At 68.8% G+C, this 14,907-nt stretch carries 7 protein-coding genes; 5 read left to right on the forward strand and 2 right to left on the reverse strand.

The features are described 5' to 3' along the window. Positions 1–77: 77 nt before the first annotated feature. The 3 genes from ACYQ4W_RS14365 (at position 78) to trxC (ending at position 8,457) form a co-directional block, all read left to right on the forward strand. The gene (locus ACYQ4W_RS14365; protein ID WP_459857969.1) at positions 78–7,388 is read left to right on the forward strand and encodes a PAS domain S-box protein; all 7,311 of its coding nucleotides are present in this window, start codon (positions 78–80) and stop codon (positions 7,386–7,388) included. Further along, positions 7,385–7,921 carry a cupin domain-containing protein gene (locus tag ACYQ4W_RS14370; protein ID WP_459857971.1) on the forward strand — a complete coding sequence of 179 codons (537 nt, stop codon included), beginning with the start codon at positions 7,385–7,387 and terminating at the stop codon, positions 7,919–7,921. Before ACYQ4W_RS14365 ends, ACYQ4W_RS14370 begins: the two co-directional genes overlap by 4 nt. A 113-nt stretch (positions 7,922–8,034) precedes the next feature. Next, on the forward strand, positions 8,035–8,457 hold the full coding sequence (gene trxC, locus ACYQ4W_RS14375; RefSeq protein WP_459857973.1) for a thioredoxin TrxC: 423 nt from the start codon (positions 8,035–8,037) through the stop codon (positions 8,455–8,457). Positions 8,458–8,673: 216 nt separating this feature from the next. Here the strand turns inward: trxC and ACYQ4W_RS14380 are convergent, their stop codons facing one another. Together ACYQ4W_RS14380 and ACYQ4W_RS14385 are read right to left on the reverse strand one after the other, a co-directional pair. After that, a complete protein-coding gene (locus tag ACYQ4W_RS14380; RefSeq protein WP_459857975.1) occupies positions 8,674–10,710 on the reverse strand; it encodes a cupin domain-containing protein in 2,037 nt (678 codons plus the stop codon). A 126-nt stretch (positions 10,711–10,836) separates the two neighbouring features. Beyond that, positions 10,837–12,120, reverse strand: coding sequence for an EAL and HDOD domain-containing protein (locus tag ACYQ4W_RS14385; RefSeq protein WP_459857977.1), 1,284 nt, complete (start codon positions 12,118–12,120; stop codon positions 10,837–10,839). A 105-nt stretch (positions 12,121–12,225) separates the two neighbouring features. On the opposite strand from ACYQ4W_RS14385, the gene ACYQ4W_RS14390 reads away from it, so the two are divergent. Further along, the gene (locus ACYQ4W_RS14390; RefSeq protein ID WP_459857979.1) at positions 12,226–13,170 is read left to right on the forward strand and encodes a PAS domain-containing protein; all 945 of its coding nucleotides are present in this window, start codon (positions 12,226–12,228) and stop codon (positions 13,168–13,170) included. A 54-nt stretch (positions 13,171–13,224) separates the two neighbouring features. Then, positions 13,225–14,904, forward strand: a complete 1,680-nt coding sequence (locus ACYQ4W_RS14395; protein WP_459857981.1) for a glycoside hydrolase family 17 protein — start codon at positions 13,225–13,227, stop codon at positions 14,902–14,904. Positions 14,905–14,907 lie beyond the last annotated feature (3 nt).

Here is a 14,907-nt window from a genome sequence, read left to right on the forward strand (position 1 = left end):
GGTGGGATTCGGAACTTGATTTACGTAACCATTTAGCACCTTCGGCGCGGCCACGGCCGCGTTGTTCGGGGCGCTCCATGCCGTACAACCAACCGTCATCCCCGGGCGGTTCCGTCACACCGATCAAGCCTTTGCCACTGTGGAAGGTCTGGCTGCCGCCGCTGCTCATCTTTTGCGCGGCCGCCAGCTTGGCCTTGGCCTCGTTCCTGGACTACGAACGCACCCAGCGCGCGCGTTGCGTGCAGGAGTCGGCCCGCGTCAAATCCGGCATAGCCGAGCGCCTGCGCGACTACGAGTTCGTGCTGCGCGGCGGCCAGGGCCTGCTGCACAATGCGCGCAGCATCAGCGACGGGCAATGGCGCGACTATGTGCAGGGGCTGGACTACGCCAGCTACTTTCCCGATGCCCTGGGCCTGGGCTACGCCCCCTATGTGCCTGGCGAAGACCTTGCCCGGCACAAGCGGGAGCGCCGGGCCGAATCGCCGGGGTATGACGTCTTTCCTTCGGGCGCCCGCCCGGACTACTTCCCCCTGAACTTTTTGGAGCCCGCCAATGTCCGCAACAGGCGGGGCCTGGGCTTCGACATGGGCTCGGAGCCCGTCCGCCGCGCCGCCATAGAGCGCGCCCGCGACACGGGCGAGGCCTCCCTCACCGGCAAGATTGTTTTGGTGAAGGCCACGGGGGAGTATGCGCAGCCGAGCTGTCTGCTCATCGTGCCGGTCTACCGGCCCGGCGCGCCCACGGGCACCGTTGCGGAGCGCCGCGCCGCCCTGCGCGGCATCCTCAGCACCCCCTTCCGCGTGGAAAGCCTGCTTTTGGGCATTCTTGGCGCCGGCGGCCAGGGCCTGGGCGTGGCCGTTTACGACGGCGCCGTCAGGAGCAGCGAGACGTTGCTGTTCACCTCCGGCCCCTTCGAGTCGGGGGGGCCCAGCCATGTCGCCACGCTGGACCTTTATGGCCAGAAGTGGACGCTGGTGTTCAGCCGCCCGCAGCTCTCGCCCTTTGCGCCCGAACGCCGCGAACCGCTGGTGCTGCTGTTCCTCGGCGGCGTGCTGGCCGCCGCGGTGCTGCTCATCGGCCGCAACATCGACGTGACCCGCGCCCGCGCCGAGGCCCTGGCCGCGGGCATGACCGCGGAGCTGCGCCAGAGCGAAGCCTACAACCGCACGGTGTTCCACTATTCCATCCTGCCGGTGGCCGTTTGCGGCCTGGACGACCGCTTTCTGGACGCCAACCCCGCAATGCTCGACCTGCTTGGCTACACCCGCGAGGAGTTCCTGCAAATGTTCTGGCAGGACGTCATCCACCCGGACGACTGGGAGGAGCACGCGCGCCTGGCCAAGGAAGCAATAGCCGGCGAGCGCGAGAATTACCGCATCGAGCTGCGGGCCCTGCGCAAGGACCGCCAGCCGGTGAGCGGGCTTTTGAGCGTGGGCCTTGCACGTGATGAGGACGGCCGGGCGCTGTTTCTCATCGGCGCGTTCAAGGACGCCTCCGAGAGCAAGGCGGCCGAGGAGGCCCAGGCCGCGCGCCGCGCCCTGTATCAGGTCATGTTCGAGGGCAACCGCTCCGTTTGCCTGCTGGTGGACCCGCGCGACGGCCGCATCGTGGACGCCAACCGCGCCGCCGCGGCGTTTTATGGCTATCCGCTTGAAGAGCTGCTGGAGCTCAACGCGGGCGACCTGAACACGCTGTCGCCGGAGAAAATGGTCCAGGCCTTGAGAGAGGCCGGAACCCAGGGCGGCGTGTTCGATTTTGTGCACAGGTTGAAGGACGGCTCCCTGCGCAACGTGCGCGTGCATTCCGGTCCCTTCGACACCGGCGGCGGCGCGCTGATCTTGTCCACGGTGCAGGACGTCACCGATCAGGTGCGCACCGAGGCGGCCCTTACCGAAAGCCGGGAGCGTTTCCGCAATCTGGTGGAGTCCACGGACCAGGGCGTGGTGCTGAACGACGCTGAGGACCGCCTGACCTACGTGAACCCGGCCTTTGCGCGCATGTTGGGCTATGCCGGTGAGGAGCTGGTGGGCCGGCTTGCCGCCTCGGTCATGATGCCTGGAGCGGCCCAGACCCGGGCGTTGCAGGTCGCCGCCCGGCGCCAGGGCTCGCGCGAGGCCTACGAGACCAAACTGACTCGGGCGGACGGCTCTGAGCTCATGGCGCGCGTCATGCCCTTCCCCTTGTACGACGCGAACGGCGAGTTCCAGGGCTCCTGCGGGCTCGTGGTCGACATAACCGCCCAGCACGCGGCCCAGGAGATAGAGCAGCGGCGGCAACGGCGGCGCGCGGCCCTGCTGCATCTGCACGAGATGCAGCACACCCCCCGCCAGGAGCTGTTGGACTACGCCCTGGAGCAGGTGCTCCAAATCACCTCCAGCCAGCACGGCTACATATGCTTCTACGATGACGGCTCCCGCCAGTTCACGCTGCACGCCTGGTCGAAGGATGTCATGCCGCAGTGCCGCGTGGAGCCGTGCCAGAACCGGTATCTTCTGGACGAGACCGGCGTGTGGGGCGACGCCGTGCGCCTGCGCGAACCGGTGCTGCTGAACGACTTCTCCGCCCCGCATCCGGGCAAGGGCGGCCAGCCGGAGGGCCACGTCGCCCTGGATCGCTTCCTTTCCGTGCCGGTTATACGCGCGGGCCGGGTGCGGGCCGTGGTGGGCGTGGCCAACAAGAAGACCCTCTACACGGACGAGGACATCACGCAGCTCAAGCTCTTCACCGACGGGCTGTGGGGCATTTTGGAGCGCCAGGACGCCGAGCAGGAGCTGCGCGAGGTGACGGAGCGCTTCCAGCGGGCCGTGCGCGCCGGGCGCGTGGGCCTGTGGGAGTGGGACCTCAAGAGCGGCGCCGCGCACTGCGACAAGGTCATGGAGGAGCTTTTCGGCCTGGACGACAAGAACCGCACGGGCACGCCCGAGGACTGGCTCTCCCGCGTCGCCCCGGAGGAGCGCGATGCCGTGCGCGATGCCGTTGTGGACGCAGCGTCCAAAGGCGAGCGCTTCGCCGCCTCGTTCCGCGTGCAACGGCCCGATGGCGGCGTGGCGCACATCGAGGCCTCGGCCGTGGCCCAGGTGGGCCCAAAGGGCGACCCCCTGCGCTTGGTCGGCGTGAACATCGACGTGAGCCGCCTGCGCGAGGCCGAGCTGCGGCTCGCCCAGAGCGAGGAGCGTTTCCGGCATCTCTTCGAGAACGCGCCCATCCCCTACCAGTCCCTGGACGCGGACGGCAACCTGCTGCTGGTCAACGCCGCCTGGCTCGACAGCATGGGCTACGCGGCCGAGGAAGTTCTGGGCCGCAACTTCGAGGAGTTCCTGCACCCGGACTCCCTGGCCTATTTCCGCGAGCAGTTCGCCCAGTTCAAGGTGCGGGGCCACGTGGGCGGCATAGAGTACCTGCTGCGCAGCAAGGACGGCGGCACGCATCTGGTCAGCGTCAACGGCCGCGTGGCCTGCGACGCCCAGGGCCGTTTCCAGAGCACCCACTGCACCTTCACCGACATCACCGAACGCCGCGCCGCGGAAGAGCAGCTGGCGCGGAACCACCGCTTCCTGCAAAACCTCATCGACACGCTGCCCGTGCCCTTTGTGTGCAAGGACAGCCAGGGCCGCTACCTGCTGGTGAACGAGTCGTTCACCCGGCTGTACGGCCTGGCCAAGGACCAGGTGCTTGGCCGCACCCTGCGCGAGTTCGGCCCGCTGGACAACGCGGAGCGCCATTGCCTGATAGACGAGAGGGTGCTTGCGCGGCAGGACGGCGACTGCGCGCAGTATGAGGAGACCTTTGCCGCGCCGGACGAGGGGCAGCGCCACTGGCTGGTGTTCAAGTCGCACCTGCACTTGGCCGACGGCGGCTCCGGCGTTGCGGCCATCGCCATCGACATCACCGAGCGCAAGCAGGCCGAGGAAGCCCTGCGCGAGGAGCGGCGCAGGCTCACGGACGTCATCGAAGGCACCAACACCGGCACCTGGGAGTGGGACCTCGAAAGCGGCGCGCTCTTATGCAACGAGCGCTTGGCGCAAATCCTGGGGCGCACCCTCGATGCCGATTTCCCCTCCACCATGGACAGCCTGCTGGACGTGACCCATCCGGAAGACGTGCCCCTGTGCAACGAGGCCTTGGCCCGGCATTTCTCCGACGAAACGCCGTTTTTCGATGTGGAGCTGCGCATGCGCCATGTGGAGGACCGCTGGGTCTGGGTGCATGTGCGCGGCAGGGTGTTCAAGCGCGGCCAGGAAGGCCAGCCCCTGCTCATGTCCGGCGCGCTCAGCGACATCGACGCGCGCAAGTCGACGGAGGAGCGCCTGGCCCTGGTGGCCCGCTTCCCGGTGGAGAACCCGCACCCCGTGCTGCGCGCCGACGCCAAGGGCGTGCTGCTCTACGCCAACCCCTCGGCCGAGCCGCTTTTGAGCAGCTGGGGGCAGAAGGTGGGCGGCAGGCTCCCCCGCGAACTGCGCCACGAACTGCGTTTGGCGCTTGATTCCGGCCAATCCCGCACCTCGGAGCGCTCTTACGCCAGCGGAGTGTACTCCTTCACGGTCGCCCCCTTTGTGGACAAGGGCTACGTCAATGTTTACGCCGTGAACGAAACCCAGCGCAAGGCTGCGGAAATGGCCCTGCGCCTGGGCGAGCTGCGTTACCGCGAGCTGGCCGTCATGCTGCAGCTCATGTGCGACAACGTGCCGGACATGATCTGGGCCAAGGACATGGAGAACCGCTACCTTTTCGCCAACAAGGCCATGTGCGAGCAGCTGCTGTGCCTGCGGGAGGGCGAACAGCCCCTGGGCAAGACCGAGGAATATTACGCCAAGCGCGAGCAGGCCGCCCACCCGGAGGAGCCCAACTGGCACACCTTGTGGGAGGCGTGCCTGCGCTCCGACCTGGAGACCCTGGATGGACGCGGCCGCGGCCAGTATGAGGAAGTCGGCTACTGTCTGGGTCAGATCAAGCATTTCGACGTGCGCAAGGCGCCCTTCGTGAACGGGCAGGGCGTGGTCATCGGCACGGTGGGCTCCGCGCGCGACATAACCGAGAAGAAGCGCGCCGAGGAGGCCCTGGCCAGAAGCGAAGAACGCTTCCGCACCCTGGCCCAGGTGTCGCCGGTGGGCATCTTCCAGGCAGATACGAAAGGCCGCTGCACCTATGTCAACGACCAGTGGGCGCGCATCAGCGGCTATCCCAAGGTTGCCGCCCTGGGCATGGGCTGGCTGCGCACCCTGAACACCGCCGACCGCAGGGGCATTCTGCGCGGCTTCCGCGAAACCGCGCGCACCGGCGACGACTTCGTCACCGAGCTGCGCTTCCGCCCCGCGCAGGGGCAGCAGGAGGGCCGTTGGGTGCTGGTGCGCGCCGCGGCGGAGCGCGGTCCGCAGGGGGGCTTCACCGGCTTTGTCGGCGCGGTGACGGACATCACCGAGCTGAAGCGGGCCGAAGTTGCCCTGCGCCAGGCCAAGGCCGAGGCCGAGGCCGCCACGGAGGCCAAGGCGCTGTTCCTGGCCAACATGAGCCACGAGATCCGCACGCCGCTCTCCGGGGTCATCGGCACCACCAAGCTTTTGTCCCGGTCGCGCCTCGACGAGGCCCAGCGCCAGCTTGTGGACATGGCCGTTGATTCCGGCCGGGCCCTGCTCGACGTGGTGAACGACATTCTGGACTTCTCCAAGATCGAAGCCGGGCAGTTCAAGCTGCGCAGCGCGCCTTTCTCGCTGCGGCACACCCTGGAGTGCCTCGTCGGCCCCATGGCCATTTTGGGCCGCGAGCGCGGGCTCTATCTCAAGGTGGACGTGGCCCGCGGCGCGCCGGACTCCCTTGTGGGCGACGAGGCCCGCCTGGGCCAGGTGCTGCGCAACCTGCTGACCAACGCCATCAAGTTCACCGACGCCGGCGGCGTGACCCTGGCCGTGCAGCCGGAGCCCAGGAGCGGCGACGAGGTCCGGCTTTTCTTCAGCGTCACGGATACGGGCATCGGCATCGAGCCCAGCTACCTGCCGCGCTTGTTCGACAGCTTCAGCCAGAGCGACAGCTCCTACGGCAAGCGCCATGGCGGAACCGGCCTCGGGCTGGCCATCTGCAAAAGCCTTGTGGAGCAGATGGGCGGCTCCATCCAGGTGCGCAGCAGCCTGGGCAAGGGCAGCACGTTCACCGTCACGCTGCCCTTTGGCCAGGACGTGCAGCCCCAGGCGCAGGCCACGCCCACCGGGCCCGCCGTCCGCCAGGGCGCCGGGCAGGGCGCCGGGCATGACGCCAGCCCGGACACAGATTCGCCCGCGCAGCCAGCCGGATCAAACAGTGTGCAGGCGGCAGCGCAAAACACCGGACCGGCGGCAGCGCAAAACGCCGGGCAAGACCGGCAGCCCGCATCGGGCCCGGCCGCCGCGCCTGCCTTGTCGACCACGGCTTCTCCGGCTGCCGCTTCGCCGGCCACAGCGCCGGCCGCTTTGCCCACAGCCGAAACCGCCCCTCCGGCAGCGGACCAGGCAGCGAGTGGGGCAGCGGGCCAGGCAGCGAGTGAGGCAGCGGGCTCATCGACCGCCGCCGCCGTGCGCGTGCTCCTGGCCGACGACAACGCCATCGGCCGCGTGCTCATGGAGCATGTGCTGAAGAACGCCGGATACGACGTGGCCTGCGTGGCCGACGGCCGCGAGGTGCTGCGCGCCCTGCGCCGCGAGCGTTTCGGCCTGGTGCTCATGGACGTGCAGATGCCCCGCATGGACGGCCTCACCGCCACGCGGCAAATCCGCATGGGCGAGGCCGGGGCGGAGAACCGCAACATCGCCGTGGTGGCGCTCACGGCCTATACCTCGCGGGAGGACCGCCAGAATTTCATCGACGCGGGCATGGACGACGCCGTGTCCAAACCGGCCGAGGAACGGCCGCTGTTCGAGGCCATGGAGCGGGCCCTGGCCGCGGCCGCCGGGCGCGCCCGCTGCGAGAACGCCGGGCGGCCCCAGGCCGCTGCGGAACCGAAGGCCGTATATGCCGCGCACGCCCCGGCGCACAGCGCTCCGGCCGCGAAAAAGCCCGAGCGCCTGGACCAGGAGTACCTCTCGCGTTCCTTTGGCGACAACCACGACCTGCTTGCGCTTTTGCTGCGCCAGTTTCAGGACAAGAGCCTGCCGGAGATAACGCGGAGCATCGAGGACAGCCTGGCCGGGGGCGACCTGCGCCGCGCGCGCGAGGTGGCCCACCGCACCCGCGGCACCTTGGCCTCCATCGGCGCCGCGCGGGGCATGAACCTTGCCGCCGCCGCCGAGAACGCCGCCGCCAAAGAGGATTGGGCGCGCTATGCGGAAATGGCCGCCGCCCTGCAGGAGGAACTGAGCGCCCTGGGCGAGCATCTGCGCCAGGACCTGCCCTGGGGATATGGAGAGGAGGAGAAGTCATGACGCATCGCGGCCAACTGCCCACCGACCCGGAGATCGAAGCCATTGTGCGCGCCCTGGGCCTTGTGCCCCTGCCGCAAGAGGGCGGCCTCTACGCCGAGACCTACCGCTCCGCGCGCGTGCTGCCCGCATACGCCGCCGGGCCGGAGCAGACCGGGCCGCGCGCCTGCGCCACGGCCATCTACTACCTGGTCACGCCCACCCGCTTTTCCGCCTTGCACCGCGTGGCCAGCACCGAGATTTTCCACTTCTACCTGGGCGACCCCGTGACCATGCTGCAACTGCACCCGGACGGCCACGCCAGCACCCATGTCATCGGCACCGACATCCTTGCCGGGCAGCGGCCCCAGGTGGTGGCCCCGCGCGGCGTGTGGCAGGGCACCCGGCTGGCTCCGGGCGGACGCTTCGCCCTGCTGGGCTGCACCGTGAGCCCCGGGTTCGACTTCGCCGACTACGAGCACGGCGTGCGCGCCGAACTCCAGCGCGCCTACCCCCAGGCCGCGGCGGAGATAGAGGCGCTGACCCCGGAAGAATAGCCGCGCGGACGCGGCACGATGGCCTTGCAAGAATACTGAGGAAAATACGCTTCCGGTGTGTTTGTCGCGGGCGGGCCTTGCCTGCGGCGGAAAAGAACCTATCCTTCTGCGTTATGAAGAACATCCTATGCCCCGCCTGTCATGCCGTGAACCGTGTGGATGAGACCCGCCTGGGTCAAGCCGTGTGCGGCAAGTGCGCCCAGCCCCTGGTGGGCGGCGTGGCGCACCTCGACGCGCCGCTTTTGCAGAACATGTTGAACCGCGACGGCCTGCCGCTGCTGGTGGACTTCTGGGCCCCGTGGTGCGGCCCCTGCCGGGCAATGGCCCCGGCCTTCGAGGAGGCCGCGCGGCTTTTGGCGCCCCATGTGCGCCTGGCCAAGGTCGACACCGAACAGGAGCAGGCCCTGGGCGCGCGCTTCCAGGTGCAGTCCATCCCCACGCTCATCCTCTTCCGTGAAGGACGCGAGATCGCCCGCCTGCCGGGCGCCCGCCCCGCCAACGAAATCGTCGACTGGACGCGCAGCCGCCTGGCCTAGCCCGGAGCACGGGACGGTGATCCCGCCCTTGACGGTTTCGGTGGGCTGCTGCCAATCGTTCCGGAGGGCGCGGACCCGCGCCGAAGGTTTGGCGGAACTGGCGAAGCCGGTGCGCCTGCGGGCGTAACGGGACGGGTGGTTCCGCGAGCCTGACGGCTAGGGATGAGGCTTTGACGTTCGCCAGCGTGCGCGGCGAAGCGGGCGGTCTTGCGGCGGCTAGCTTTCGCGCCGCACGCGCGCGCCGCCAAAGGCGTGGATGGTCCGGGTTCCGGCCGCCACCTCGGCCGCGTGGGGCACGCCGCGCGGAATGACGACCTCCTGCCCGGGCAGCAGCACCAGCCGCTGGCCCTGCATGAGCAGCGTGTAGCGTCCGGCCACCACGGCCATGTATTCGTCGAAGTCATGGACATGCTCGTTGGAGCGCGCATCCTCGGCGCAGGTCCAAAAGGCCATCTGGGTTTCGTCCTGGCCGTCGAACACATAGCCGTCCACTCCAGGCGTGCTCTGCCCCGAAACCGGCACCCGGTTCGGCGCATGGCGCATGAACGCGGGGAATTCGGCCATGGGCGCAGGCTGGTCGCCCGTTGGCGCGGCCTTTTGCTCCGCTTCCCGCTGCCGGGCAAGGGCGAGCTCGTCCTCGGCCGCCTTGAGCCGCAGGGCCAGGGCGTCGCGGCCGGAGGCCAGGTCCGCGCAACGGGCCAGGGCCTCTTCGGCCTGCTTGCCGGAGGCTTCAAGCTCGGCGCGGGTGTTCAGCAGCTCCACTTGCGTGCGGCTGAAATCCTCGGTCATGCGGATGAGCTGGGTTTCGGCGTCCTTGAGGCGCGCGGCCAGGGCGTCGCGCTCCGCGCGCAGGGCCTGCCCGGCGGAGACGGCTTCGTTCCGCTCGGCCAGGGCTTGGGCCAGCTCCTGGCGCAGGGCGTCCAGTTGCCCGGCCACTTGTCCATTCAATTTTTCGGCCAGGGCGTCGCGCTCGGCCATGAGGGCTGCGCCGCTGGCCGCGGCATCCTGCTGCGCGGCCTTGGCCTTGGCGAGCTCCGCCTGGGCTTGGCCGAGGCGCTCTTGCCATGCGGCCTTGGCGGTGCGGCTCTCCTGTCCTGCCTGGCGCAGGTCCGCCTCCAGCGCGGCGATGCGCTCCTTCGCCCTGGTCAGGTCCTCCGCGGCCCGATCCAGGCGCGCCTGAATCTCCCGCTCCTCGGCCTGGCGCATCTCCGTCAGGCGCGAGCCTGTTTCGCTCAAGCGGGCGCGCATGGCCTCGGCCTCGGAGGCCAGATTGGCGTGGGCCTCGCGCAGGGCGCGCAGCTCGGCGCGCAGGGCCGCGGTTTCGGCCTGGGCCGTCTGCCCGCGCTGCTCCGCCTGGCCCCGCAAGTCCTGCGCGGTCTGCTCCAGCTGCGAAAGCTCGAAGCGCGCGCGCTCGGCCTTGTCCCGCGCGCTGTCGGCCTCGGCGCGCACCCGCGCCAGCTCCTTCTCCGCGTCCTTGCGGGCGCGTTCGGCGTCGCCGTGGGCGGCAAGGGTCATCTCCAGGTCCGCAAGGCGGCCGCCCAGCGCGGTGCGCTCGTCCTCCAGCTCGCGGATGCGCGCGCCCAGGGCTTGGGCCTCGGTGCGCGCCTTGTCCAGGGCGGCCTTGAGCTGCCCGCGCTCGCGCGTCAGCCCGGCCTCGCCCTCGCGCACGCGCGCCAGCTCCGCTGCGGCGGCTTCGGTGTCGGCCCGGGCCTGGTGCATCATGACGGTGATTTTCTTGGCGGCCACAAGGGCGCGGCGCAGCTCGTCCTCGCGCTGGGCCACGAGGTCGGCCAGGGCGGTGTCGGGCGGGGCGGCGGCGTGCCCGGTCCAGGTGGCCACGAGACCGGCCAGGGCGCGCTCGAAAAAATGCTCCACGTCCTCGTGGGCGCGGGCGCGCGAGTCGCGCTCCACCCAGGATTCGCGGACGAGATCGTCGTAGGCGCGGCGCAGCAGGCGCTGCATTTTGAGGGAGGCGGGCATGGAGAGCCCGGCCTGCTGGTGGGTCTCGGCCTGTTCGCGGCCGAGCTGAACGACGGGATCGGACGCCGCGGCGTTGAGGGACAGGTGCCCTTCGGCGTTCAGCACCTCGGCCAGGACCTTGGAGGAGCCCACCACGGCGCTTTCCACCAGATCGCGCGGCAGCGGCAGGTTGGAAAGTTCGGCCAGACGCCCCAGCCGTACGGACAGCCACGGGCGGTTGGCGGCTGCCAAGCCCGCCAGGGTCATGGTGGCGTTGTCCGGGGGCGGGGGCATGGGCACCTCTCGGCGTTTGCTCAACGAGTGAAAACGGCACTCAATGCGGCGGTCTTTATTTTAATCCCTTCGGGTTTCGCCTCAAGCTTTATTCCAATGCGCGTGCGGCGCCTGCCGCGCCGGGGGTCAAACTCCGTCGTTTCCGTTTCCGTTGTGGCGGCCGTTTTCGGGAATGGCCACCAGGAGCGTGTCGGCCCACTGGAACGAGGCGTTGTAGGCCGTGGCCACGGAGCCCGTGGGCAGATCCAGCTCCAGGGCGTACTGGGCCATGTCGTCCCAGCGCGTGTCCTCTATGGCCTGGGCCATGCCGAGCCACGGGGCGTACGGGCCTTGCTTGCCGCAGAGGCCGGCGTGCAGGTCGTCGGTAAGGGCCAGCTTCTCCAGCACGGTCTCCATGGACATGTCGAGCATGGCGGGCAAGAGGGAGAACAGCCCCAGCAAAAACAGGCTGTCGGCCTGCTCGCGCCGGTCGGAGGCCACGGCCAGAAGCTCGAAGAACTTGGCCCGCTGGGCGGAGAGGTGCAAAAGCTCGCGCGCCTTGCTGGAGGGCGTCACATCGCCCATGACCATGACCCGGAGCCAGGCGGAAAGCTGCACCCAGCCGGCAAGCAGCACGGCCTGGCGCACGCTGGAGACCTTCTTGATGAGGCCGAAGTGCGGCGAGTTGAGCAGGGCGAGCACCCGGTACGACACCGAGGCGTCGGCCTCGATGGCCGCGACGAGCATGTCCGTGGGTGGCTCGCCCTTGGCCAGCACGTCGAGCAGGGTCAGCCGGGTGGACTCCGCGGCGGAGATCTTGCGCTGCGTCAGGGTGACGGGCTCGCGGAAGAAATGCCCGGCAAAGAGGTCGAAGCCCAGTTCGCGCGCAAGGTCCGCTGCTTCGTGGGTCTCCACGCGCTTGGCCAAAAGCTTTTTGCCGCGGGCCTTCAGCACCGCAACGACGGTTTTGAGGTCGCCGTTTTGGGCGCTTGGCGTGCGCATGTCCAGAATCACCGTGCCGCACACGTCGAGCACCTGCGAGTCCAGGTCGAAGGACAGGGGCAGGTCCAGGGCCAGCTCGTAGCCTTCTGCGACGAGGCCCCGCAGGGCTTGCAGGAACGTGGGCTCGTCGCCGGGATAGAAGTCCAGCACGGGCATGACGCACGCCGGGCCCAGGGCCTTGGGAATGCCGGTCATGAGCGCCTGGGGCGGCAGGTGGATGAGGGACTTGTGCGGGCCGCTGCAGGTGTCCATGCAGGCGGGCAGGCATTGGATGACGGAAAGCGTGGCCTGGAGCGGGTCGGAGAATTCCGAGTAGGTGTGCTCCAAACAGCGCCGATAATAATGAAAATAGCCCCATGTCTTCAGGCTGGCGTCCAGCACGGGCTGGCGGGCCACAAACAGGGTCTCGTAGTTGGACTGGCGGGTCATGGCCTGGCCCCTTGGCAACGGTGACAAATTTCGTAACACTCGTCTGGACATGGACTTATGTAGGGACAAATGCTAGCGACTCCTTCTATGAATGTAAAGGAACTGATGGAAGAAGGCGCAGGCAGCGAGCAGGTTGCCGGGCTCTTCGACATCGAGCGCTACGCCTGGATGGCCCTGTCCTACGACATGGCCCTGGCGCTCGATATGGACGGCTGCATCCTGGCCGTCAACTCCGCCTGGCAGCGGGCCACGGGCTTCTGGCCCGAGGCGCTGCGCGGCAAGTACCTCCTTGAATTCATGGAATTTGAAGACCGCGAACGCTCCCTGGCCGCCCTGCAAAGCCTCATCACCAGCGACACGGCCAGCACCACCTTCGACTTTCGTTTCCGCTGCGAGAAAGGGCAGTACAAGCGCTTCAACTGGAACGTGCTCTTCTCGCCCGACACGGAAATATTCTACTGCATCGTCAAAGACCTGAGCAACGTGCACGACCTGCACCACGCGGCCTACCACGACACCCTGACCGGCCTGCCCAACCGGCTTTTCCTTACCGACGCCCTGCCCAAGCTCGTGGCCGGCGCGCTGGACTTCCGCCATGTGCTGGCGCTTTTTTTCCTCGACCTCGACGGCTTCAAGGCCATCAACGACACCATGGGCCACCAGGCGGGCGACATTCTGCTGCAAACCGTGGCCAGCCGCCTGCGGCTGTGCATCTCGCGGCCGGAAAACTGCGTGCGTCTGGGCGGCGACGAATTCGTGCTCATGGAGACCTGGCCCTGCGAGGCCTACGCCCCGGAGGACTTGGCGACCAGGGTCATCACCGCCGTGAACGAGCCCGTGCGCGTCAACGGCTGCGAGGTGCGCGTGGGCGCTTCGGTGGGCATAGCCCTGGCGCCCCTGGCGGGCAAAACGCCCGCGGAGCTCATGGCCCTGGCCGACCAGGCCATGTACAGCGCCAAACGCAGCGGCAAGAACCGCTTCGTCCTCGCCACCGGCGCGGACGGCCCAGCCTGTCCCCTGGGGCTTGAATCCCCGGGCGGGAACGGGTAGGCAAAAGCCTCCCGTCCACCGGAGGACGGAGCCACGTCCCCCTGCGGAGGTTTCATGCGTCCCATCTTCAAAGTTCTGGCCGGGTTCTCCACGGCCCTCGTCGCCCTGGCCCTGGCCGCGGCCCTCAATTTCGCCTTCTGGTGGGTGCAGGGCCGCCCGCAAGACGTACCCGACGCCAAGACCCCGCGCATCAAGAGCGCCTCCTTCAGCCCGTATCGCACCGGGCAGAGCCCCTTTGGCCAGCCCTTCACGCGGGAGCAGCTGGAGGAGGACCTGGCCGTGGCGGCCCAGCACTTCACGCGCATCCGCACCTATTCCAACGGCGGGCAGTTCGCCCCCGTGCCGGAGCTGGCGCAAAAATACGGCCTCAAGGTCATTCTGGGAGCCTGGATCGGCGCGAACCTCAAGGACAACGAGGAGGAGATCGCCGGGGCCATCAAGGCCGCCAACGACTACCCCGAGGCCGTGGACCGCGTGGTGGTGGGCAACGAGGTGCTGCTGCGCGGCGAGGTCACCCCGGACCTGCTCATCAACTACATCCGGCGCGTCAAGGCGGCCATCAAGCAGCCCGTGACCTACGCCGATGTTTGGGAATACTGGCTTTTGTATCCCAAGGTGGCCAAAGAGGTCGACTCCATCACCATCCACGTGCTGCCCTACTGGGAAAACACGCCCACGCCGCTGGACCGCACCATCGGCCATATGCTGGAGGCCCACGCCAAGATCAGCCAGGCCTACCCCGGCAAGCCCGTGCTCATAGGCGAAATAGGCTGGCCCAGCGCGGGGCGCGTGCGCGAGGGCGCCGTGCCCGGCCGCGTGGCCCAGGCCACCTTTGTGCGCCAGATCATGAACACGGCCGAGGAGCGCGGCATCGACTTCAATATCTTCGAGCTCTTTGACGAGCCCTGGAAGGCCAACCAGGAAGGCACCGTGGGCGGCAACTGGGGCCTCATCGACGTGGACCGGCACATGAAGTTCCCCCTGACCGGCCCGGTGAGCGAGAAGCCCTACTGGCTCATGGCCTTCATCGCCTCCACCGGCCTGGCCGCGTTGTTGGCCGGGCTGGCCCTGGCCCTGCGCCCGCCGCGCGGCTTCGGCAAAACCGCGCTCATCTGTCTGGCCGCGCAGTTTTTGTCCACGCTGCTGGCCGCCAGCGCGGAGCAAAGCCTGCGCCTGGCCTTCGGCCCCATCGGCGCGGCCAGCGGCGTGCTCATGACCGGCGGCGGCGCGCTGTTGTGCTTTCTGGTCTTCACCGAACTGGCCGACCGCGCGGCTGGCCCCGGCAAAGAGCCTGCCCCGCGGCTTGGCCCGCAGCCGCTTCTGCCGGTCATCGCGCGGCTGGAGTCGCTGCGCTCCTGGCGCTGCAACCTCAAAAGCCGCGTCGAGCTCGTGGGCCTGTTGGACCTGATGTTCGGTCTGGCCGCGCTGTCCCAGACCTTCGGGCTGCTTGTGGACCCGCGCTACCGCGACTTTCGCGTGGCCCAGTTCCTGCCCGTGGCCCTGTGCCTCACCCTGCGGCTTTTCGCCACGCGCGAGCTGCCGCGCCCCGTGGGCTCCCCGCGTGAGGAATGGCTCCTCGTGGCCAGCTTCGTCATCGGGGCCGTGGTCATTCCCCTCAAAGAGGGGCTCATGAACCCCGCCGCCCTGGCCTGGGGCGGCACCCTGCTGCTGCTGGCCGTTCCCTGGGGCCTGTCCATTCTGCGCCAGCGCCAGGCCGTGGCGCGCACAACCTAAGGG

The sequence above is a fragment of the Humidesulfovibrio idahonensis genome (assembly GCF_054657715.1).

Coding starts and splice junctions, on each gene's coding strand:
- ACYQ4W_RS14365 (WP_459857969.1), top strand. CDS start 78: ATGCCGTACAACCAACCGTCATCCCCGGGCGGTTCCGTCACACCGATC.
- trxC (WP_459857973.1), top strand. CDS start 8,035: ATGAAGAACATCCTATGCCCCGCCTGTCATGCCGTGAACCGTGTGGAT.
- ACYQ4W_RS14395 (WP_459857981.1), top strand. CDS start 13,225: ATGCGTCCCATCTTCAAAGTTCTGGCCGGGTTCTCCACGGCCCTCGTC.
- ACYQ4W_RS14390 (WP_459857979.1), top strand. CDS start 12,226: ATGGAAGAAGGCGCAGGCAGCGAGCAGGTTGCCGGGCTCTTCGACATC.
- ACYQ4W_RS14385 (WP_459857977.1), bottom strand. CDS start 12,120: ATGACCCGCCAGTCCAACTACGAGACCCTGTTTGTGGCCCGCCAGCCC.
- ACYQ4W_RS14380 (WP_459857975.1), bottom strand. CDS start 10,710: ATGCCCCCGCCCCCGGACAACGCCACCATGACCCTGGCGGGCTTGGCA.
- ACYQ4W_RS14370 (WP_459857971.1), top strand. CDS start 7,385: ATGACGCATCGCGGCCAACTGCCCACCGACCCGGAGATCGAAGCCATT.